Annotated in this window: 19 protein-coding genes and 1 pseudogene; 13 read left to right on the top strand and 7 right to left on the bottom strand. The window is 68.7% G+C overall.

All coding sequences use genetic code 11. The annotated features are described in order from the left end of the window. Position 1 precedes the first annotated feature (1 nt). Positions 2 to 1,687 (bottom strand): urocanate hydratase, encoded by a 1,686-nt coding sequence (gene hutU / locus J7E93_RS08215; RefSeq protein ID WP_215066914.1) that lies wholly within the window; start codon positions 1,685 to 1,687, stop codon positions 2 to 4. Between the two features lie 213 nt (positions 1,688 to 1,900). Here hutU and hutC point away from each other — a divergent pair, with 213 nt between their 5' ends. Next, positions 1,901 to 2,650, top strand: a complete 750-nt coding sequence (gene hutC, locus J7E93_RS08210; protein WP_308368081.1) for a histidine utilization repressor — start codon at positions 1,901 to 1,903, stop codon at positions 2,648 to 2,650. A 3-nt stretch (positions 2,651 to 2,653) separates the two neighbouring features. Here hutC and J7E93_RS08205 read toward each other — a convergent pair whose 3' ends face one another. Continuing rightward, a complete protein-coding gene (locus tag J7E93_RS08205; RefSeq protein WP_215066910.1) occupies positions 2,654 to 3,514 on the bottom strand; it encodes an IclR family transcriptional regulator in 861 nt (286 codons plus the stop codon). Positions 3,515 to 3,658: 144 nt separating this feature from the next. Between J7E93_RS08205 and J7E93_RS08200 the strand changes: the two genes are divergently transcribed. Next, positions 3,659 to 5,113: an amino acid permease gene (locus J7E93_RS08200; protein WP_215066908.1), complete on the top strand. Its 1,455-nt coding sequence runs from the start codon at positions 3,659 to 3,661 to the stop codon at positions 5,111 to 5,113. 212 nt (positions 5,114 to 5,325) lie between these two features. Here the strand turns inward: J7E93_RS08200 and J7E93_RS36870 are convergent, their stop codons facing one another. Both J7E93_RS36870 and J7E93_RS08195 read right to left on the bottom strand, forming a co-directional pair. Beyond that, positions 5,326 to 5,562, bottom strand: coding sequence for a hypothetical protein (locus J7E93_RS36870; protein ID WP_251066230.1), 237 nt, complete (start codon positions 5,560 to 5,562; stop codon positions 5,326 to 5,328). Then, positions 5,559 to 6,215 (bottom strand): hypothetical protein, encoded by a 657-nt coding sequence (locus J7E93_RS08195; protein ID WP_251066238.1) that lies wholly within the window; start codon positions 6,213 to 6,215, stop codon positions 5,559 to 5,561. The genes J7E93_RS36870 and J7E93_RS08195 overlap by 4 nt, the downstream gene beginning before the upstream one ends. Before the next feature lie 41 nt (positions 6,216 to 6,256). Between J7E93_RS08195 and J7E93_RS08190 the strand changes: the two are divergent. After that, positions 6,257 to 6,448: pseudogene (locus J7E93_RS08190) on the top strand (transposase family protein); the annotation flags it as partial. Between the two features lie 562 nt (positions 6,449 to 7,010). Here the strand turns inward: J7E93_RS08190 and J7E93_RS08185 are convergent. Beyond that, positions 7,011 to 7,712, bottom strand: coding sequence for a 2-phosphosulfolactate phosphatase (locus J7E93_RS08185; RefSeq protein WP_215066906.1), 702 nt, complete (start codon positions 7,710 to 7,712; stop codon positions 7,011 to 7,013). A 179-nt stretch (positions 7,713 to 7,891) separates the two neighbouring features. Here J7E93_RS08185 and J7E93_RS08180 point away from each other — a divergent pair, with 179 nt between their 5' ends. Both J7E93_RS08180 and J7E93_RS08175 read left to right on the top strand, forming a co-directional pair. Continuing rightward, a complete protein-coding gene (locus tag J7E93_RS08180; RefSeq protein ID WP_215066904.1) occupies positions 7,892 to 8,563 on the top strand; it encodes a hypothetical protein in 672 nt (223 codons plus the stop codon). 58 nt (positions 8,564 to 8,621) lie between these two features. Then, a complete protein-coding gene (locus J7E93_RS08175) occupies positions 8,622 to 9,248 on the top strand; it encodes a DUF6262 family protein (protein ID WP_215066902.1) in 627 nt (208 codons plus the stop codon). Between the two features lie 31 nt (positions 9,249 to 9,279). Here J7E93_RS08175 and J7E93_RS36865 read toward each other — a convergent pair whose 3' ends face one another. Then, positions 9,280 to 9,555 (bottom strand): hypothetical protein, encoded by a 276-nt coding sequence (locus J7E93_RS36865; protein ID WP_374105362.1) that lies wholly within the window; start codon positions 9,553 to 9,555, stop codon positions 9,280 to 9,282. 393 nt (positions 9,556 to 9,948) lie between these two features. On the opposite strand from J7E93_RS36865, the gene J7E93_RS08165 reads away from it, so the two are divergent. From J7E93_RS08165 to J7E93_RS08135, 7 genes are all read left to right on the top strand, one after another. Then, on the top strand, positions 9,949 to 10,422 hold the full coding sequence (locus tag J7E93_RS08165; protein WP_215066900.1) for a hypothetical protein: 474 nt from the start codon (positions 9,949 to 9,951) through the stop codon (positions 10,420 to 10,422). A gap of 2 nt (positions 10,423 to 10,424) precedes the next feature. After that, positions 10,425 to 13,361 carry a tetratricopeptide repeat protein gene (locus J7E93_RS38010; protein ID WP_215066898.1) on the top strand — a complete coding sequence of 979 codons (2,937 nt, stop codon included), beginning with the start codon at positions 10,425 to 10,427 and terminating at the stop codon, positions 13,359 to 13,361. 175 nt (positions 13,362 to 13,536) lie between these two features. Then, positions 13,537 to 13,842: a hypothetical protein gene (locus tag J7E93_RS08155; protein ID WP_215066896.1), complete on the top strand. Its 306-nt coding sequence runs from the start codon at positions 13,537 to 13,539 to the stop codon at positions 13,840 to 13,842. Then, positions 13,839 to 14,054, top strand: coding sequence for a hypothetical protein (locus tag J7E93_RS08150; protein ID WP_215066894.1), 216 nt, complete (start codon positions 13,839 to 13,841; stop codon positions 14,052 to 14,054). Before J7E93_RS08155 ends, J7E93_RS08150 begins: the two co-directional genes overlap by 4 nt. Positions 14,055 to 14,131: 77 nt before the next feature. Beyond that, positions 14,132 to 14,440 (top strand): transposase, encoded by a 309-nt coding sequence (locus tag J7E93_RS08145; RefSeq protein ID WP_215066892.1) that lies wholly within the window; start codon positions 14,132 to 14,134, stop codon positions 14,438 to 14,440. Further along, the gene (locus J7E93_RS08140) at positions 14,437 to 15,357 is read left to right on the top strand and encodes an IS3 family transposase (protein ID WP_215066891.1); all 921 of its coding nucleotides are present in this window, start codon (positions 14,437 to 14,439) and stop codon (positions 15,355 to 15,357) included. Before J7E93_RS08145 ends, J7E93_RS08140 begins: the two co-directional genes overlap by 4 nt. A gap of 194 nt (positions 15,358 to 15,551) precedes the next feature. Next, positions 15,552 to 16,337, top strand: a complete 786-nt coding sequence (locus J7E93_RS08135; RefSeq protein WP_308368078.1) for a type II CAAX endopeptidase family protein — start codon at positions 15,552 to 15,554, stop codon at positions 16,335 to 16,337. A gap of 106 nt (positions 16,338 to 16,443) precedes the next feature. Here the strand turns inward: J7E93_RS08135 and J7E93_RS08130 are convergent, their stop codons facing one another. After that, positions 16,444 to 17,298 (bottom strand): DUF4344 domain-containing metallopeptidase, encoded by an 855-nt coding sequence (locus tag J7E93_RS08130; RefSeq protein WP_215066889.1) that lies wholly within the window; start codon positions 17,296 to 17,298, stop codon positions 16,444 to 16,446. Positions 17,299 to 18,805: 1,507 nt separating this feature from the next. Between J7E93_RS08130 and J7E93_RS08125 the strand changes: the two genes are divergently transcribed. Beyond that, positions 18,806 to 20,194, top strand: a complete 1,389-nt coding sequence (locus J7E93_RS08125) for an alpha/beta fold hydrolase (protein WP_215066887.1) — start codon at positions 18,806 to 18,808, stop codon at positions 20,192 to 20,194. Positions 20,195 to 20,308: the final 114 nt, after the last annotated feature.

The raw sequence follows: 20,308 nt of genomic DNA, 5'->3' as shown, positions 1-20,308 counted from the left end.
CTCACGCTGCGTCGCCCTCGGTCTCCGTCATCGGGATGCGCACGCCGCGCTCCTTGGCCACCGAGGTGGCGTGCTCGTAACCGGCGTCGACGTGCCGGATGACGCCCATGCCCGGGTCGTTGGTCAGGACGCGGGCGAGCTTTTGGGCCGCGAGCTCGGTGCCGTCGGCGATGCAGACCTGGCCGGCGTGGATGGAGCGCCCCATGCCGACACCGCCGCCGTGGTGGATGGAGACCCAGGAGGCCCCGGAGGAGGTGTTCACCAGGGCGTTGAGCAGCGGCCAGTCGGCGATGGCGTCGGAGCCGTCGAGCATCGACTCCGTCTCGCGGTAGGGCGAGGCCACCGATCCGGAGTCGAGGTGGTCGCGGCCGATGGCGACGGGGGCGGACAGCTCGCCGGAGGCGACCATCTCGTTGAAGCGCAGACCCGCGCGGTGCCGCTCGCCGTAACCCAGCCAGCAGATACGGGCGGGCAGGCCCTCGAACGCCACGCGCTCGCCGGCCATCTTCAGCCAGCGGTGCAGGTGCTCGTTCTCCGGGAAGAGCTCCATGATGGCCTTGTCGGTGGCCTCGATGTCCTTGGGGTCACCGGACAGGGCGGCCCAGCGGAACGGGCCGAGGCCCTCCTCGAACAGCGGCCGGATGTGAGCCGGCACGAAGCCGGGGAAGTCGAACGCCCGCTGGTAGCCGGCCTTGCGGGCCTCGTCGCGGATCGAGTTGCCGTAGTCGAAGACCTCGGCGCCGGCGTCGAGGAAACCGACCATCGCCTCGACGTGCCGGGCCATGGACGCGCGGGCGCGCTCGGTGAAGTCGGCGGGATCCTTGCGGGCCTGCTCGTGCCACTCCTCCAGGCTCACGCCGACGGGAAGGTAGGACAGCGGGTCGTGGGCGCTCGTCTGGTCGGTGACGATGTCGATGGGCGCGCCCCGCTCCAGCAGCTCGGGGAAGACCTCGGCGGCGTTGCCGGCCAGACCGATGGAGAGCGGCCTGCGGTTGTCGCGTGCCTCGACGGCGAGACGCAGGGCGTGGTCCAGGTCGTCGGCGGCGACGTCGAGGTAGCGGTGGGCGATCCGGCGCTCGATGCGGGTCGGGTCGCAGTCGACGCAGATGGCCACGCCGTCGTTCATGGTGACGGCCAGCGGCTGGGCGCCCCCCATCCCGCCGAGGCCGGCGGTGAGGGTGATGGTGCCGGCCAGGCTGCCGCCGAACTTCTTGCGGGCGACGGCGCCGAAGGTCTCGTACGTGCCCTGCAGGATGCCCTGGCTGCCGATGTAGATCCACGAACCGGCCGTCATCTGCCCGTACATCATGAGCCCCCGGGCCTCCAGCGACCGGAACTCCTCCCAGTTGGCCCAGTCGCCGACCAGGTTGGAGTTGGCCAGCAGCACGCGTGGTGCCCACTCGCTGGTGCGCATCACGCCGACGGGCTTGCCGGACTGCACCAGCAGCGTCTCGTCGTCCTTCAGCGTCTTCAGCGTACGGACGATGGCGTCGTACGCCTCCCGGTTGCGGGCGGCCTTTCCGGTGCCGCCGTAGACGACGAGGTTCTCGGGGTGCTCGGCGACCTCGGGGTCGAGGTTGTTCATGAGCATCCGCAGGGCGCCTTCCTGCTGCCAGCCCAGGCAGTTCAGTTCGGTGCCGCGCGGCGCGCGGACGGCGCCCGGTGCTTCGGGGGAAACGCTGGTCATGTGCACTCCTCACAGGGGGATCGAGCCGTTACCCCGCCATGACACGCGAGCGGCGGCCCCGGAGCCAGCGGCACCATCCGTGGTTCTCGGATCCGAGACCCTTCCTTGCGTCCGTGGCATCGGACCCTTCGTGAGGAGGACCGCTCCTCTAGTATTCGAGTCGGGTACGAGGCAGCGGCGGGGCGGAGGACGAGGACGGTGGGCGGCTTGACCGTGGATCCGGCGGAGCTGGGCCGGTTGTACGAGCAGCGGACGGCCGGTCCCGCTCCCGCGTACCAGCGCGTCAAGGATCTCGTCTCCCAGCAGATCGCGGACGGCCACTGGCGTGAGGACGACGCCCTGCCGTCGGAGAGCCAGTTCGTCGAGGCGCTCGGTCTGTCCCGTATGACGATCAATCGTGCCCTGCGTGAGCTGGCCACCGAGGGCGTCATCCGGCGGGTCATGGGCGTGGGCAGCTTCGTCACCCCGAGGAAGGCCAGCTCCGCGCTGCTCGCGGTGCACAACATCGCCGACGAGGTACACCGCCGCGGCCACCGTTACGAGGCCCGGGTGCTGTCCGTACGCGAGGAGAGGGCCGACGAGAAGACCGGCGCGCACCTCGGTCTCGGGGAGGGGCAGCCCGTCTTCCACTCGCGGGTGGTGCACTACGAGGACGGGGTGGCGATCCAGCTCGAGGACCGCTACGTCAACCCCGCCTTCGCGCCCGGCTATCTGGAGGAGGACTTCACCCGGCGGACGCCGTTCACGTTCCTCTCCAAGGTGGCGCCGCTGGGCAAGGGCGAGCACATCGTGGAGGCGGTGCTGGCGTCGCCGGAGGAGTGCGCGATCCTCGGCGTCGCACCGACCGAGCCATGCCTGCTCATCCACCGCCGCACCTGGTCACGGGACGCGCTCGTCAGCATCGCCCGGCTGCTGCACCCCGGCTCCCGTTACCGTCTCGAGGGCGCGTTCGCCACACACTGACGTTCACGCGGCGGCCGTCGCCCCCGCCCCTGTGGTGGGCGCTTGGCCCGAAACGGCCGCGGTGAGGCGTGCGGCGCCATGCCGCAGGACGTCCCACACCTGGTCCACGTCATGCTTGCAGTGATGGCGGCGCCAGGTGCTGCTGATCGCCGCGACGGGCCGCCCATGGTGGTCGAACGCCGCCACACCCATCGAACGGAACCCCTGGGTGACCAGTTCGACCTCCTGGGACCAGCCGCGTTCACGCTCCTGGGCCAGCTCGCCGACCAGTCCCGGCAGCGTCCGCGGCCCCTTGCCCGTGCGGGTGGTCAAGTCGCCCGGCCGGGAAAACAGCGCCCGAAGCTGCGTCTCGGAGCTGTGGGCGAGGATGGCACGCCCATTGGCCGTGAGGTGGGCCGGCAGACGGACGCCGATGTCGGTGACGAGGGCGATGTCGATGTCACCCGTCCGGCCCGCGGGCGGCCGTTCCTTGAGCAGGTAGACCGTCTCCGCACCGTGCAGGATCCCCAGGTGCACCGTCTGACCGAGGCGGCTCGCGAGGGTGCGCAGGATGGGCTGAGCGAGCCGCTCCAGTGGCTCCTGTCGCAGATAGGCGGAGCCCACTTCGAACGATGTGACGCCCAGCCCGTACGCCTGCTCCGCCGGTACGTAGGTGACGAAACCGCGCTCGGCCAGAACGGCGAGGATGTGGTACGCCGACGACCGCGGAATCCCCAGGTCACGGGCCAGCGTCGCAGCCTGCACCAGTCCGGGGCGCCCGGCAAGGTACACCAGCATGTCCAGGGCCCGGCCGACGGCCGGTGACGCGCTCGACGACGCGTTCGATGACGACGACGTGCCCGGCGTCGACCCGCGTTCACTCATCGGACCACCTCTTGACGCTCCTGTATAGACAGGAATATACAGACTGCCATCCGCAGCCGGGAGCTCGGACGACACCGGCGCGGCCGGGGCAGACAACGCTCCGCCCTGCCTCCCGGCGCACACCCCGAAGAGGGAGACACTCGCTTGCGTACCGACACCACCGGCCTGAACAGAGGGCTCCGGTCCCGGCACATCCGCTTCATCGCCCTCGGCTCCGCGATCGGAACGGGGCTCTTCTACGGCTCCTCCGAGTCCATCAGGGCCGGCGGGCCCGCCGTCCTCCTGGCCTATCTGATCGGCGGAGCAGCCGTCTTCCTCGTGTTGCGTTCCCTCGGCGAGATGGCCGTGGCCTCTCCGAGCGCCGGCTCCTTCGGCGAGTATGCGACGAGGCATCTCGGCTCACTCGCCGGATTCGCCACCGGCTGGACGTACGCCTTCGAGATGGTCATCGTCTGCGTGGCGGACATCACCGCGGTCGGCGTCTACATGGGCTTCTGGTTCCCCGACGTGCCGCGGTGGATCTGGGTGCTGGCCGCCGTTCTCCTCATCGGCGCGCTCAACCTCGTGAGTGTCAAGGTCTTCGGCGAACTCGAGTTCTGGCTCTCTCTGGTGAAGATCATCGCGATCGTGGCGATGATCCTCGTAGGCATCGCCGTGATCGCCTTCGGCCTCGGCAGCGGCGACGGCCACGTGGGCCTGTCGAACCTCTGGAGCAATGGCGGCTTCTTCGCAGGCGGCGCCGACGGGTTCATCATGTCCTTCGCCGTGGTCATGTTCGCCTTCGGCGGCACAGAGATCATCGGTGTCACAGCCGGTGAGGCGGAGCGCCCGGAGAAGACCATTCCGAGCGCGGTCAACTCCATCCCGCTGCGGATCATGCTCTTCTACGTCCTGACGCTCGCTGTGATCATGTCGATCACCCCGTGGCAGGACATCGACGCCTCGGGCAGCCCCTTCGTCGAGATCTTCACCGGCATCGGGCTCAAGTCCGCCGCGGCCGTACTGAACCTCGTTGTGCTCACCGCCGCTCTGTCAGCGATCAACAGCGACATCTTCGCCGCGGGCCGCACGATGTTCGGCCTGGCTGAGCGGCGGCAGGGCCCCGCCGTCATGCTGCGGCTGACCCGCAACGGCGTGCCCTGGGTGACCACCGCCGTCATGATCGGGGCCCTGCTGTTCGGCGTACTGCTGAATGCCCTCATGCCCGGCGAGATCTTCCTGATCATCTCCTCGATCGCGACGTTCGCCACCGTGTGGGTGTGGCTGATGATCCTCCTCACCCACGTGAAGGCGCGCAGGACGATGTCCGCCGAGGAGACGGCGTCCCTGAAGTTCCCGGTCCCCTTCTGGCCCTACGGCCAGGTCGCCGCCATCATCTTCATGGCCGCGATCATGGTGCTGCTCGGCTTCCACGACAGCACGCGGGTCGCCCTGATCGTCGGCGCCGTGTGGCTGGCACTCCTCGCGGGCGTCCACGCCCTCTGGGTCCGGCCACGGCGTCCCGGCCCGCAGCTCACGGCAGTCACGGAGAAGAGCGAGGGGAAGGTGCCGGACGGAGACCTGGCGGAACTGGAGGGGCCGGCCGGCGCATCGCGATGACGGCCATGGCGACCGTCCTCCTCCTGACCGCAACAGAAGGCGTCACGACCCAGCACGTGGTCACGACCCGGAACCAGCATCATCCGCCTTGGCTTCAGGTACTTGCCCAGTGAGCCGTGGCTGTGCCCGCTGGCCAGGCCCTCGCCGGCAAGCAGACTCACACTCAGGCTGTCCGACTTAGTGGTCGGCTCCGGAAGTCCTTCGGGGGTTGATCACGCGGCGGGCGGGGACGAGGATTCTTCTGGGCGATCGGCGGTGTGCCGGTCGAGCCTGGCCAGCAGATCGTCCAGGTCGGAGGTGGTCAACTTCCAATGGAACGGCTGTGCCGTGGCGTTGTAGCGGTCTTCGAAGGCTCGGAGCCGGTCCCTGGCCTGGGTCAGGTCGATGAAGTCGTTGGGCGTCACGACCTTGCGCTGCACGACGGAGAAGAAGATCTCCACCTGGTTCAACCAGGAGGCGTGCACCGGAGTGGATCAGTACCGCGTTCGGGAACGCCGCCGTCAGCCGGTCCGCTGCGGCCTTGCCGCGGTGGGAGGAGCCGTTGTCGACGATCCAGAACACGCGTTTCGCGCTCGCGTAGGGTTCCTGGCTCATGACCTGGGTGACCAGGGTCATGAACGGGGCGATGCCGGTGGTTGGCGCGCAGCGGCCGAACACCTTGGCTTGGTGGACGTCGTAGGGCGGCCAGGTAGGCCAGCGCGCCGCCGCGTCCGTAGGTGTGGTTCACCCGCATCGCCCTGGCCTGTCCCGGTGCGAGGGTGGGGTGGCAGCGGCATCGGGCCTGGATAGAGGTTTTCTCGTCCGCGCTGATCACGTACTCGTCCGCGCCGAGCGGCTCGCCGTCCAGGTGCGGGCGTACAGGTACAGGACATGGGCGGCCTTGGTCGGAAGTCCGGGTCGGTGATGAAATCCAGGAACGGTGCTGCCAGGGTTTGATCGCGTCCTGGTCGAGCCAGCGGCGCACGGTGGAGGCCGACAGGAAGGGCACGATGCCGCGCTCGACGGCCTTGCGGGCCAGTTCCCGGCACGACCAGCGCGAAAGCGGCGCGCCAGCCTCGACGGGAAGCTGGCAGGCCGGCGCCTTGACCGGCGCGGCCTGCAGCGGGGTGAAGGCGGCGGGCCGTCCCGGGCGCTTGCGGTCGGCGAGCCCTGACGGCCGGCCGCCAAGCCCTGCTGGCCCTGGCCCATCTGCGGTATGGCGACACCTATGCCCGGCTCCCTGCCGGGTTCGGCATCGGGATCGCGACCGTGTACCGCTACATACGCGAGGCCGTCGAGGTGCTGGCTGCTCACACCCGGTCCCTGGCAGAGGCGATGAAGGCGAGCCGAAAGAAGGGAGTGCCCGCACAGATCGACGCGTCACTTACACAACGACAACCCACGTGGAACGCCGGTCGGATCACAGCGCTGCTCGGCACAGTGAGGTGCTGCGGAACAAGGTCATCCTCCGCGCCCCGGACACCTCAGCCTGACGGTGCCACCCAGGATCGGCACTGCGGATCTGTGTCGATCACCCAGTCACGCTGCGTCACTCCCCAGCGAGCCGCCGCGTGAGCCGAGCAGCCGCCGACGTGCTAGTCAGCAATGCCTCCCGTGGAGAGCCCGAGTACAACGGGGCTAACAGCTGAAGCTGCCTCGCCCTCGCACGATGAAACCCCGCCGAGCATGGCGGGGCTTCGTCGTGTCATGGAGCACCGCATGGTGCGACGCGTCGCCACACGCAGAACCCCCGTCGGCACCGGCCGGCGGGGTTCGTCGCCTCTCACAGGCGTCTCACCAACAGCGTCGACGAGCCTGGACCACAATGACCTGACCTGCGCATACGCGCCTCACATGGACCACCTGGACCGCATAAGACGCGGTCTACAACCTGGCGAGAGTTGGACCTCACCAGCGATCAGATCGAAGCCTCATAGGTCAGGGAAGGCACGGCACACGGACGAAGAACCATGAGCGAGTCTTCCAAGGTCGCCACCATGGCAAAGGGGAACCGGTCGAGCTCAAGACAGAGCGCGACGTCATCAGGATGGACTCCTTGACGCACCCCCTCCGCCAGCTCGCCGGCGGCGCGCGACTCGCCAGCGCGGCGGAGGAACTCAGCAGCATCCGTCCCCGCCTCAGTGGTCCTCCGCGCGATGTATTGAGCACACGCCAGATCTTCATCGGCCTGCCCATCCTCGCCAGTGACCACGAACGTGACACCGTCACACTCGCGTGTCCGCAGGAGCCGAGCCGTTGCCTCCGCCACCACGAAGCTGGCGCACAGCACCAGCGACGCCTCCTTGACCGCAAGAGCGCCGACTGTCCCTGCCGTGGTTTTCTGCACAACGGCCCGTCCGCCAAGGTCAACAAACCGCAGCAGGCCCGGCGAGTTGACGGTGTCGAACCCGGGCGCGGGCGGACCGTCTTTGAGCGCCACCCAATCCGGGTGGCGAGCCTTGAGCGCCAAGGCTTCGTCCAGCGACTCAGCAAGAACGATCTTTTCCGCCCCCTGGGCAAAGGCCCAGGCAGCCACCGTGAAAGCACGCATGACGTCGACTACGACCGCCACGGACGGGGCTTCGACCAGCTCAGCGATACCAAGGAAACGAGCGTCCATGCCGTCATGATCACGCATGCCCGTCCCGAAGCGCCCAGACAGTGATCCGCATCACATCAACAGTCTCGGAATGCAACACCGCCGGCTGCCTGCGTCGCAAAAGTAGTCCGCAACGACACGCCTGCTCAATCGCCACACGAGATCACCCGCACACGGCCTCTGCGGACACAAGCCACTCCTTGGCCACGAACCTGCTCAAGAACGGTGCGAACCTCACCCACGTCAAGCGCTACCTCGGGCAAGTCTCCGAGGCCATGGCCGAGCACTACGTCCACCTCGCCAACACCGACCAGCGGCTCGAGGACGCGCTCAACGCGATCTGGGTCACCGGACCAGGCGCCCCGGAACCCGGCGTCATCCTGTCCGGTGGCGACCCTATGACCCGCGAGCAGGCCGAGGCGATCATGATCGACCTCACCCGCAGATCCACCCCGGCCGAACGCGGCTTCTGCACCTTCCAGGCCGTAGTCGAGGGCGCCGCCTGTCCCTGGCAGATGGACTGCCACAACTGCGAGAAGTTCGTGATGTCCGGCGCCGACCTCCTTTACTGGCACCGCAAGCGCGAGCAGTGGCGGATGCTCGCCGAGCGCGCCCCCGACCTCAAGGTCGCCAACTACCTTCACCAGGTCTTCGAGCCCACCGCCCGCGCGATCGACGGCTTCGAGAAGGCCCTCGCCGCCGTCGGCCTCCCCGATGACGCCCTCGCCCTCGATCTGCGACGGCCCCAGGACTACTTCGGCCGCGTCTGGGCCACCGCCTTCCGCGCCAGCCAACTCGCCCAGCACGAGGACCACGGCGACACCGACTTCCTCGACGAGTACGACACGGACGAGCACGAGGACCTGTCATGACCACTACCGACCGTCACCTGCAGACCTTCGCCCCCTGCGGCGAGGACAAGGGGACGCAGTGACCTCCGGACCCAGGCAGACCGCGGCAGCCATCGCCGCCCGCCGTCAACAGGCCAAGGACAAGATCACCCGCGTTGAGAAGGCGATCGGTCAGCTCCGCCGCGAACGCGGACGGGTCGCAGTGCGGGCGATCGCCGAGCGGGCCGACGTGTCCGCGACGTTCCTCTACGAGAACGCGGACGCCCGCGCTCTCGTCCACCAGGCCGTCGCTGACAGCAAGAGCCGCCACGACCGGCGCACCGGCGAAAAACACGAGCAGATCGAAGCGTCCTGGCGCGAGCGGGCCCTGAACGCCGAGGCCGAGCTCACCCGGACCCAGAACGAGGTCCTGATCCAGAGACAGCGGATCGGCGAGCTCATGGGCCAACTCCGCGACATCGATCAGATGGTCCCCGGCGAGTCCATCCAGCAGCTCGCCACCGAGAACACCACCCTCAAGCGCCGCATTCAGCAGGTGACACAGGAGCACCGCACGCTCCAAGAACGACTTGAGGGAGCCCGCACCAACCTCCGCTTCGGCAACAAACGCATCGCCGACCTGGAAGCCGAACTTCTTCAGGCACAACAGCCCAACTCGTTTGGCGGAACCAACGAGAAAGCGGTCGCGGACGTCGGACGAACCTGAGATCCGCGGCCTTGATGCGGATCTCGAATTTTCAAGGCTGTGACCGGAGTTCCGTGAAGCTCATGGCCGGGTGAGGATTCGGGTCCGCAGGAGGCGGAACGAGGCCCGGCCGTACATGGCTCTTTTGAGTGTTTTTAACCCGGTTCACGTTGCCTTCGACCTTGCCGGAGCTCCATTCGAGGGTGAGGCCGGCGGTGACGTCGAGGTCCTGGCGGAGGAATCCGGCGAACGAGCGCATCGGTGCGAGGGCGTCCTGTTCGGCCTGGTCGATCCAGTCGTGTAGGAGGGAGCCGAGGCGGTTGGTCATGAGGTCGTGGAAGCATCGGGCCAGGTCGTAGGCCCGGGACGATCGGTCACTTCGGCCCCGGCTTCGCCCCCCCTTGCATGGGGTACTGCAACGAATGTGTCACGGGGCCCCCAATCGGATGGGTGATGTTTGCCGGTTCGGCCATCCTGATCCGGCGTGGTCCGGCAGGATCCGTTGCCGTGGGGCTGGGGCGGCAGCCGGGAGGCATGGATGGGCTGGTCGAGCACCGGACGGCGCCCGGGGGCCATCGGGAACGCGAAGCGGGCCGCGCTGCCGGTGCGGCGGGGCGCTTCTTCGGGGGACGTGCGCTCAGCTGCTGAGGGTCCCGGCTTCGCATCCGTCTCCTGCCTGCCTGCCGCCGATTTCGGGTCTTGAGGATTGGGGAGGGTTTTCGTGACACAGCAGGAGATCGCGGCATTGGCCATGTCCGGTGCGACGACGATCGTGGCCGCCATGGCCACGGACGCCTGGGCCACCGTCCGCGATGGAATCTTGGCGGTCGTCCGCCGCCGCAGCCCTGAGCTGCATGCCGGTATCGAGGCGCAACTGGACGACGGTGCGGCTCTGGTCGTCCCGAGTCAGGGTGCCGAGGCTGCCCGCAGGTTGCTGATCAGGCAGTGGCAGCTGGAGCTGGAAAGGTTCCTCGCCGTGTATCCCGACGCGGCTGAGGAGCTGGCGGCGCAGACGGACCGGATGCGGGCAGCACTGGCGGCGGCGCCGCAGCAGCACAACCAGCACAACAACGCCCATGGCCACGGCACGGTCAACGCCGTGCAGGACGGGAACCAGTACAACTTCTCCATGGACTCCGGTCACCGGCTCCCCGTGCCGCCCGCGGGTCCGGCGCGTCAGGAGAGGGAGGACTGAGCGTGGACGCGCCGGTGGGCCCCCGCGACGGCGTGGTGTACACGCAGATCATCACGGCCACCGGTGGTGGCCGGGTCAATGCCGTGCAGCAGGGGGACCAGTACAACTACATCTACCGCGGTACCCCGCCGTATCAGGTGGAGCCCTTCCCGCTCACGGTGCCGGCCGCGGTGCCCGCGGGGCTGGCACGGGTGCCCAGTCGGCTGCTGATGGCCCGCCATCAGGTCGTTCCCTTCCTCTCCCGGCCGGAACTAGCGCTACTGGAGACTTGGCGTGACGGCGAGTCGCCGGGGCTTTCGGTGCGCTTGGTGCACGCCGAGGGCGGGTCGGGCAAGACCCGGCTGGCCGCCGAGTTCGCCGCACGCTCAGCCAGGGCAGGATGGGCCGTCGCGCTGGCCCGTCACCGCAGCGAGGTCGCCTCGGCCGGGGGCGGTGACCAGAGCCTGGCCGTGCGGGCCCCGGGCCTGGTCATGATCGTGGACTACGCCGAACGCTGGCCTCTGGAAGACCTGATCACGCTGGTACGACAGCACCGTGACGCCGCCCGCGACCGGCTGCGCATCCTGCTTCTGGCCCGCCCTGCCGGTATCTGGTGGCAGGGCCTGGCCCACCAGTTCACGAAGCTCGACATCCTGGACGTCGATGCCCTCCGGCTCGAAGGAATCCCGGACACCCCGGGGGCGCGTGCTGGCATGTACGTCGCGGCCCGCGACCGGTTCGCCGAGATCTTCGCCCACACCCACCCCGCCAGGATCGGCATACCCGGCAATCTCCACGACCCGGTGTTCGCCCTGACCCTGACCGTCCACATGCGTGCTCTGGTCGACGTGGACGCCGCCAGCCGCGGAAAGACACCCCCACCCGGCAGCAGTCAGGCGAGTCTGTCCTCCTACCTGCTGGACCGCGAACGCGACCACTGGCGCTCCTTCCACGACCAGGGCCGCGGCCCGCTGCAAACTACCGAGCAGACCATGGGCCGGGCCGTGTATGTGGCCACCCTCACCGGCGCCCTGTCCCCCGCCGACGCCACAGCGGCCCTGACCCGCACCGGTGCTGCCGACACCCCGGCCGCCGGCCGGCAACTGGTCGAAGACCACACCTACTGCTACCCGCCCACCGGCCCCGGCCTGGTACTCGACCCACTCGCCCCCGACCGCCTCGGCGAGGACTACCTCGCCCTGAGCCTCCCCGGCCACGAGGAGGAATTCGGATACCACGCCACCGACCCCTGGACCATCACCACACCCACCGCACTCCTCGCCCCCGACCACCAGGACAGCAGACCCGCCCCCTACACCCGCCAGGCCCTGACGGTCATGATCGAGGCGGCCCACCGCTGGCCCCACCTGACCACCCAGCACCTCGACCCGCTCCTGCGCCGTCACCCCACCCTTGCCCTGGCCGCTGGCGGCGCCGCCCTGGCCCGCCTGACCGACCTGCCCACCCTTGACATCACCGTCCTGGGAGCTGTCAACTCCCACTTCCCCAAAGACCGGCACACCGACCTCGACGCCGGCATCGCCGCCATCACCGCGCGCCTGGTACACCACCACCTACCCACCCTCCACGACCCCGCCTCACGCGCCCACATCCTCCAGTACCTCGCGACACGCCAGCTCCACGCCGGCCTTCGCAACGAAGCCATCACCTCCGGCAGACAGGCCCTGCAGGTCTGGCGGGACCTCACCTCCACTGACCCCGCCCGCGAACCCGAGCTCGCCAACTCGCTGACCAACCTCGGCGTCTTCCTGTCGGAGGTGGGGCGGCAGGAGGAAGCCCTGACCGCCGCCCAGGAGGCGGTAGAGATCCGGCGTCGGCTGACGGCGGGCAACCCAGCCGCCCACGAACCCGACCTCGCCCTCTCACTGACCAACCTCGGCGCTTCCCTGTGGAAGGCGGGGCGGGGGAAGGAAGCCCTGACCGCCACCCAGAAGGCGGTAGAGATCCGGCGTCGGCTGGCAACCGACAACCCGGCCGCCCACGAACCCTCCCTCGCTGACTTGCTGACCAACCTCGGCATCTTCCTGTCGGAGGTAGGGCGGGGGGAGGAAGCCCTGACCGCCGCCCAGGAGGCGGTCAAGATCCAGCGTCGGCTGGCAACGGACAACCCGGCGGTCCACGGACCCGACCTCGCCGGCGCGCTGTCCAACCTCGGCAACCATCTGTCGTGGGTGGGGCGGCGGGAGGAAGCCCTGACCGCCACCCAGGAGGCGGTCAAGATCCAGCGTCGGCTGGCAACGGACAACCCGGCCGCCCACGAACCCGACCTCGCCCTCTCACTGAACAATCTCGGCAACCGGCTGTCGGAGGCGGGGCGGGGGGAGGAAGCCCTGACCGCCACCGAGGAGGCGGTGGGGATCCAGCGTCGGCTGGCAACGGACAACCCGGCCGCCCACGAACCCGACCTCGCCCTCTCACTGAACAATCTCGGCAACCGGCTGTCGGAGGCGGGGCGGGGGGAGGAAGCCCTGACCGCCACCGAGGAGGCGGTGGGGATCCGGCGTCGGCTGGCGGCGGCCAACCCAGCCGCCCACGACCCCGACCTCGCCCTCTCACTGAACCGCTTCGGCAACCGGCTGTCGGAGGTGGGGCGGTGGGAGGAAGCCCTGACCGCCACCGAGGAGGCGGTGGAGATCCGGCGTCGGCTGGCAACGGACAACCCGGCCGCCTACGAACCCGATCTCGCCCTCTCACTGTCCGCATGGGCATCGGTGCGTTATGAAGCACGACAGGACATGCCCGAGGCGCTGCGAGCGACGGTGGACGCGGTGGAGATCTACAGCAAGCTCGTGACAGCCATGCCCGCACGGTTCATTTCGCCGCTTCGCAATGTGGTGAGCCTGCAGGCAGACCTGCTCCGGAGCCTCGGGCACCTGCGGGAGGCGGAGGTCGTCCGGGCCTGGCTCGCAGCGAACGATCCGGTCCGCAGAATCGAGTAGTTCTGCGAATGATCAAGCCGCCCCGAAGTGTGTCCCGTTTGTCCTCGATCCCGGTTCTCAGTGGGGGTGAGCCGCATCTCGACGTGGGAGGCGCCCGTGTTGACGCCGAGGACGTCGAGGGCAGCTTCGGCAACGGGGCCGACGATGGGCAGAAGCGGTCGTCGGCGCGGACGGTGTGGCCGATCTCGTCGAACCGCGGCTCGTCGCCAAGTATCTTCCGGGTGACGGCGACGGGGGCGGTGATGCCGTGGCCGGTGACGCACTCGATGCTGATCTCGGGGCTGGCGAGATCTACTATCTCCAGCCCTGCTCCGGTTGCCACGGCCACGTGGGTGTCGGGACTGTCGGCGGCGTGGTCTTCGCGGTGGAATTCGGCGGGTCGACCGGAGCGGTGCCCGGGGTTCTGCGTGATCTGTCTCGTGGAAGCTGGTGCTTCGGGCTCAAGTTCGGGATCAGCGGCGGCACCCGGGTGTACCGTTGAGGGAGGGCGACGCCCGCTGGGATCCCGCCTGGTGCGGAGATCTGATCGATGTCACCGACCCTGCCGAATCCTGGGGCTTGTGGCTATTCCTGCTGGCAGAACGCGTGATGAGCGTGACGATCGAACGGTCATGGTTCGTCCGGCCGCTGAGGACCGCGGAGCTTCCCGACGCTGCGGCCTTCACGAACACGTCCGCATGGGACATCCCGTGACCGCCGAATGAGGTTCCCCCGAGATGCGGGGAAAGGTGACAGCAGGACAGATGGGTCTCATGAGAGGAGCCCAGACGATGCCTGCCCCGAGGAAGTACCCGCTGGAGTTGCGTGAGCGTGCGGTGCGGATGTACCGGACTGCCGAGCCGAAGCCCGTGATCCGTCGCATGGCCGAGGATCTCGGCGTGCATCACGAAGCCCTGCGCAACTGGATCCGGCAGGCCGAGGCCGACGCCGGCGAGCGTGATGACCTGCTCACCACCGAGGAGAAGGAAGAGCTCGCCCAGCTGCGGCGCGAGGTGCGGGAACTGCGCCGGGCGAACGAGGCCCTGCGGACGGCCTCGGCTTTTTTCGCCGCGCAGCTCGACCCGACCCGGCCCAGGTGACCGCGCTCCTCGACGAACACCCGCACCTGGGGGTCGAGCCCGTCCTGCGGGAACTGCACATCCCGTCCTCCACCTACTACCGCTGGCGCCAGGCCGAGAAGGCCCCCTGCGAACGGATCCGCCAGGACACCGAACTGACAGGACAGATCCGGCAGATCCACCAGGACTCCGGCGGCATCTACGGATCGCCCAGGATCCATGCCGTCCTGAAACGCGAGGGCGTCCACGTCGGCCGCAAACGGGTCGAACGGCTCATGCGCCAGGCCGGCCTCGCTGGGATCAGCCCCCGTAGGAGCAAGGGCTTCACCCGCCGCGATCCAGACGCCGAACTCGCCCCTGACCTGGTGCAACGCGACTTCACGGCACGCGCGCCGAACCGGCTGTGGGTTACCGACCTGACCATGATCCCCACTCTGGAGGGACCACTGTGGCTGTCGGCGATCCGCGATGCCTTCTCCCGCAGAGTCGTGGCCTGGGAGACCTCTGCCCGCGCGGACGCCGACCTGGTCCTCACCTCGCTGGAGTGCGCGCTGGCCAGCCCCGAGGTCGCCCCCGGCGAACTCGTCCACCACGCCGACCACGGCACGCAATACACGTCTATCAAGCTCACAACACGCCTGCTCAGAGCGGGTATCCAGGCGTCCATGGGCTCGGTCGGCGACTCCTATGACAATGCCCTGGCGGAGAACCTGTGGATGCTGATCAAGGCGGAGTGCATCCGCGGAAGGACCTTCGACACCAGAGCCGAGGCCAACCTCGCGCTCTTCGAGTACATCGACGGCTTCTACAACCCCCGCCGTATCCAGAAGCGCCTCGGCCACCTCAGCCCCATCGAGTTCGAAGAGAAGCACTACGCCAGCCAGGCAGCCACCGAACCAGTGAACCTGAAACCACGCCAACCCGCCCTGACCAGCTAGTCAGCCACTCCCGCGCAGCGGGGGAACCTCAGAGTCCAGGAGCTCGCTGAGCGGTCGGAATCGCTAGCATGCCCTCCATGACGGAACGGGACGGGAGTGACGCCGGCGCGGGTGGCCCTTCGGAAGCGAGGGTGCCGACGGCATGGGAGCCAGCCACTCGCGGCAGGCGGATCACACATCCGCTGTTGGCGATCGTGGTCGCGATGTCGGTCGGGCTCGTGCCGTTTGTTGTCCTCAGCGACCCGGTCGGCGATGCCCTGGCGCCGCTCGACTGGGACGGCGTGTCCACACTGAGCAGCGCCCCTCGTCATGCCCTGTACCTGGGCGTCATCGTCGCTGGCATCGTCGGGCTGCTGTGGCTGTGGCTGCGCCGATACGAACAGCGTGCCTTGTGGACGGTGGGGTTCTTCGGGCCCCGGCCGGTGCGTACGTTCGCGGCTGGGTTCCTGCTGGCCGTGGTGCTCAACCTCGCTCCGCTCGCCGTCGCCCGCATCTGCGGCTGGGGGGCCACGACGGCCGAAGACCTTCCGGCCACCTGGCCCTCCATCATCGGCGGGCTGGCGGTGATGGTCCTCGGGTGGACGCTGCAGGGCGGCTCCGAAGAGGTCGTCTTCCGCGGGTTTCTCTCCCAGTCCATCGGCCTGCGCTGGGGCCTGAGTGCTGCGGTCGTCATCCAGGCCGTGACATTCTCTGCTGCCCACTTCCTGGTCCAGCAAGACCCCATCGCGCTGATCAGCGACTTCCTCGTGGCGCTGTTCCTGGTCGGCTACGTCCTGATGGCGGGCAACCTGTGGGGGGCGTGCGCCTTCCACGGCGCGTGGAACTGGTCGAACTCGGTCGCAGCCGTATGGTTCACCGACGCCCCGGACGTCGTCGACGCCATCCGCAACCTCGCCATCCCGGCCGTGGCCGCAATCGTCGTCCCCCTCCTGGCACAGCGACGTGGCATCCCCCGCGGCGCACCACAAAACACCACCTGAACAGCACAAGGCCAGCGGTCTGCCCTGCGGTTCGGCGAGCCCTTCACGGCGCAGACCGCGGCCGGGCTTGTGGTCTGCTCGGCCACGGTCGCGCTGGTGTACCGGGCTAACCCTTCAGGTGCGGCTGCAGCAGCCGACTCCAGGCGGACGCCGCCTTGTCGTACTCCTCCGGGCATTGCTCGGCGCGCTCCTTCGGGAGCGGCTCGGGAACCAGGTCGCTGTACTTCTCGGGGTGGGCGCCGTACTGGTAGCAGAGCAGGTTGTAGAAGCGCTGCTCGCTGAGGGAGTGCTCGTCCGAGTAGCGCGCATCGGCGGGGATGGACACCTCTTCCACGCCACCCAGCAGGGCGAAGGCCGCCGCCATGTCCCGCAGGTAATCCTGCCCCGTGTCCCCGTCAGCGATCAGGATCACCGCTGCGAGCTGGTCGACCGCATCCTCTTCGCGGCCCGTCGAGGGCAGGTCGTAGATGTCGATCACGCCATGGCCCATCTCGTGGAAGAACATGCCGTTCAGCGCGCCGATGACCTGCTTCTCGTACTGCTCCGGCTTCGGGGTGACGCCCTGGGGCTTGTCGAGCTTCTTGTCAGCGGCCTCGAACATCTGCGCCAGGAACGTGACCATCTCGTAGCACATCACGATCCGCTGACCGTCGGCATCCCAGGAGAGGTTGACCTGGCCGCAGCTCTGCCCGAGCACCGGAATGTTCTTCGGCAGCTTCAGCAGGCTGGTCCCGTACTCGCTCAGCTCCTCGAGCACGCCATTCTCGCGCAGCAGCTGCTCGGCCGGCCGGTCCCTGTTCTTCCTGGGCTCGGTGTATCTGGGCACGAACGTGTAGTCGCCCTGCCGCCGGGCGGCCACGCCACGCTGCTGCAGCTGACGTTCCTGCGAGGCGGAGCACCCGGCGGAGACGAGAGTGACGGCGAGCGCGGCCGCTACGGCCGCATGGCGTTTCCGAAACATGGGCTGTCCCCTGAGGTCGCCCCCCTTGTCGGTCCCCTCAGCCTCACCCCGCCCGCGCCACCCCCGCCATTCGGACTACTGCGGCCGGACCAACCGGACACGACGAGGTGGCACCCCGAACATCCGGGGTGCCACCGAGATACACAAGGCCGAACGCCTCGGCTGGGGAACAGCCCGCCCAGGATCGACTCGAAGACCGCATCCGCACCGCCATCCCCCACGTCACCAACGCAGAGGAACCCCTCTCCTACCTCGAAGCCGATGGCGTCCAGCTCAACGGCGAGCATGGATAGTCCGGGGAACCCCTCGGCTAAGCCGCCGGCCGCCCCGGAGATGTGAACAAGAAGCAGGAGTACATCTACCACCCCGGCGGCAGGTTCGCCCCTGACCTCTCCCCGCCGGCCTTGCCCTTGTCGCACGGATGCCAGTTCAGTTTCTGCCGGGCGAAAGCGGCAAGTGCGGCGCTGTCCGTCGGCGATCGTGAGCGACGACTTCAAGCCCGTGGAATCGCACGACTGCCCCGCCGCTCTGGATGCACATCCAGCCTACGGCGAGGTGCGGCTGAACAAGGGCAGCCGCCTCCAGCTCGCCGCCCCCGCCCCGCACGGGCCCGGAGCCCGAGCCGACCCGCCGCGGCCTGATGCGATGTCAGTGCCCCGCGCCACACCGGCCTCCTCCCCAACCAGCAGGGGGCGAGCGTGGCGTTCAGGGCCGTGCGCGCCGTGGGGCGAAGCTGGGGGGTATCCGCCGTGAGCGCCGAGATCTGGCCGACCGAGGCCGATGAACTCGAGGAGGACCGGCGGCAGGCACCGCGGCCCCACTCGTGTCTGCCCGCCATGAATGCGGTAATGCGTCAAACGCTGCTGGTCTGGCCGGGACGGGAGCGGGCGGCTGGTCGGCTCCCACACCGGTCAACTGCTTCGGTGCCTGCTCGTTTCACCTGGAGTGGCGAAGCGGCGCTGCGGGGCCAGGATCCTCGTCGGACCTGACGACGGGCGTTTCGTGGCTGGTTCGGCTGGGCCAGATGACTACCGCGTTTGCTTTCTGCGGGGCTGTCTCGGCCGGGATGGCCGCTGCGGCGATCATTCTCGCTGTTGACTGCGAGCGCGGGTTCGTGACGGCACGATGTGGTCGCGTCGGGGGGTGGCGCTCGGGCCTGTCCGGGTGGTCTTGTCCTTGGCCGGTCGTGTCATGGGATTCCTCTAGTGGCTGATCACTCAGGGTGGTACGCGGTCACATCAGCGGCGAGCCGAGGAGACACGTGGAGCAACGAGTAGGGACGCGTACGGGAGCGGGAAGACCGCGTCTTCGTAGGGGATGGTGGTGGACGGCGGCGCTTGCCGTGTCGGCGTCGTGCGCTGCGGCGCTGACGGCACCGGCCACGGCGGCGCAGCACGACGCCCCGCAAAAGCGGAGCGGCACGAGCGCGCAGCAGACCGGCCTCGCCGGCGGCGCTGGAGGGCCGGCGCCGCGTATTCGCTGGCACGCCTGCCCCAAGGACTGGAAGATGCGACCGGGCTGGCAGTGCGGCACGATGGTCACCCCGCTGGACCACGCTCGTCCGGGCAAGGAAACGCTTGAGCTGGCGGTGGCGAAACTGCCGGCCAAGAACGCCCAGGAGCGTATCGGCTCCCTGCTGACCAACCCCGGCGGCCCTGGGGGCTCCGGCATCGAGGCAGCTGCCGTCGGCTACTGGGAACGCCATGCCACCGAAGCCGTGAGGCAGCGCTTCGACCTGGTGGCCTACGACCCGAGGGGTGTGGCGCACAGCCGTCCCGCGCTGAACTGTTCGGCGACCACGCCTCGTGCTCAACAGGACGACGATGACGGCTTCAATCCCAGCCCGCGCAACCACCGGGAGATGCTCGAGGAGCTGAAGGAAAAGGATCAGTCCGGCGCCAATTGTGTGAAGTACGCGGGCTGGCTGGTGCCCCACATGTCCACGGTCGACAACGTCCGTGACCTCGACCGGCTCCGCCAGGCGGTGGGGGACCGCAAGCTGAGCTACCTCGGGGTGTCCTACGGCACCACGATCGGCGCCGTCTACGCCAACCTCTACCCCGCCCGAGTCCGCTCGATGATCCTGCACGGCGTCGTCGACGCCAAGACCCAGGCGAGGGACACGGAGACGTACAGCATCAGCGACGCCAAGGGCCAGGAATACGCCCTCAGGGCCCACCTGTACGCCTGTGACAGGGATCCGCAGCACTGCGCGTTCGCCGGCGACGCCAACGCGAAGTTCGACAGGCTGGCGGCCCACCTCCGCGACACCCGCCGACCTGACCCCGCACCCCGGGAGGAGTGGGATCGCTTCGTCGACCTTGCCTGGCGTTTCGGCGGACGAGCGGAGGACGAGAGCGAGGCCCAGAAGGTTGCGCGGGAGCTGCAGGAACTCTACGAGGAGACCTTCGCCTCCTCGCAGTCGACCGTGCGCACCGCCCAAGCGTCGAAGGACAACGAGGTGGACGTGCTGAAGACCACGGACTGCCTGGACACCCCTCCGCTTCCGAAGGACAACGGGCCCTGGCTGGAGTGGTTCCACCGAGCCCGTGCCCAAGCGCCTCTCTTCGGCCCGAGGGAAGCGCTCAACAACAAGTACTGCCGGGATTGGCCGGATGACTTCCGTGCCGCCGCCCCCCGCTACACCGGCCCCTGGAACCGTGCCCAGGTGCCGATCCTGCTGACCAACCAGCGATTCGACCACGCCACACCTCTGAACTGGGCACGCACCATGCGCGAGGCGATGGGGCAGCGTGGCCTGGTCGTCATCCACGGCCACGGGCACGGCGAGCCCACCCAGTGCAGCATCTCGAAAAGTGAGGCCTATCTGCTGCACGGCCAGACGCCGTCCGGCGAGGTGCTCTGCGCCGACGGCGACACCACCCCCTTCCACTGACCGGCACTCGCGCTGCGGCTGCGCCAAGGACGCCGGCACCGCCGTACGCGACCGCGTACGGCGGTGCCGCTTGCGCACCGAACAGCGCTTCCGGCGACGTCCCTTCCCTGGAAC

This window comes from Streptomyces sp. ISL-36 (genome assembly GCF_018614205.1).
In the GTDB taxonomy this organism is placed as follows: Bacteria; Actinomycetota; Actinomycetes; order Streptomycetales; family Streptomycetaceae; genus Streptomyces.
Note: the sequence above shows the minus strand (reverse complement) of the source record. Positions and strands in the feature narration are given on the sequence as shown.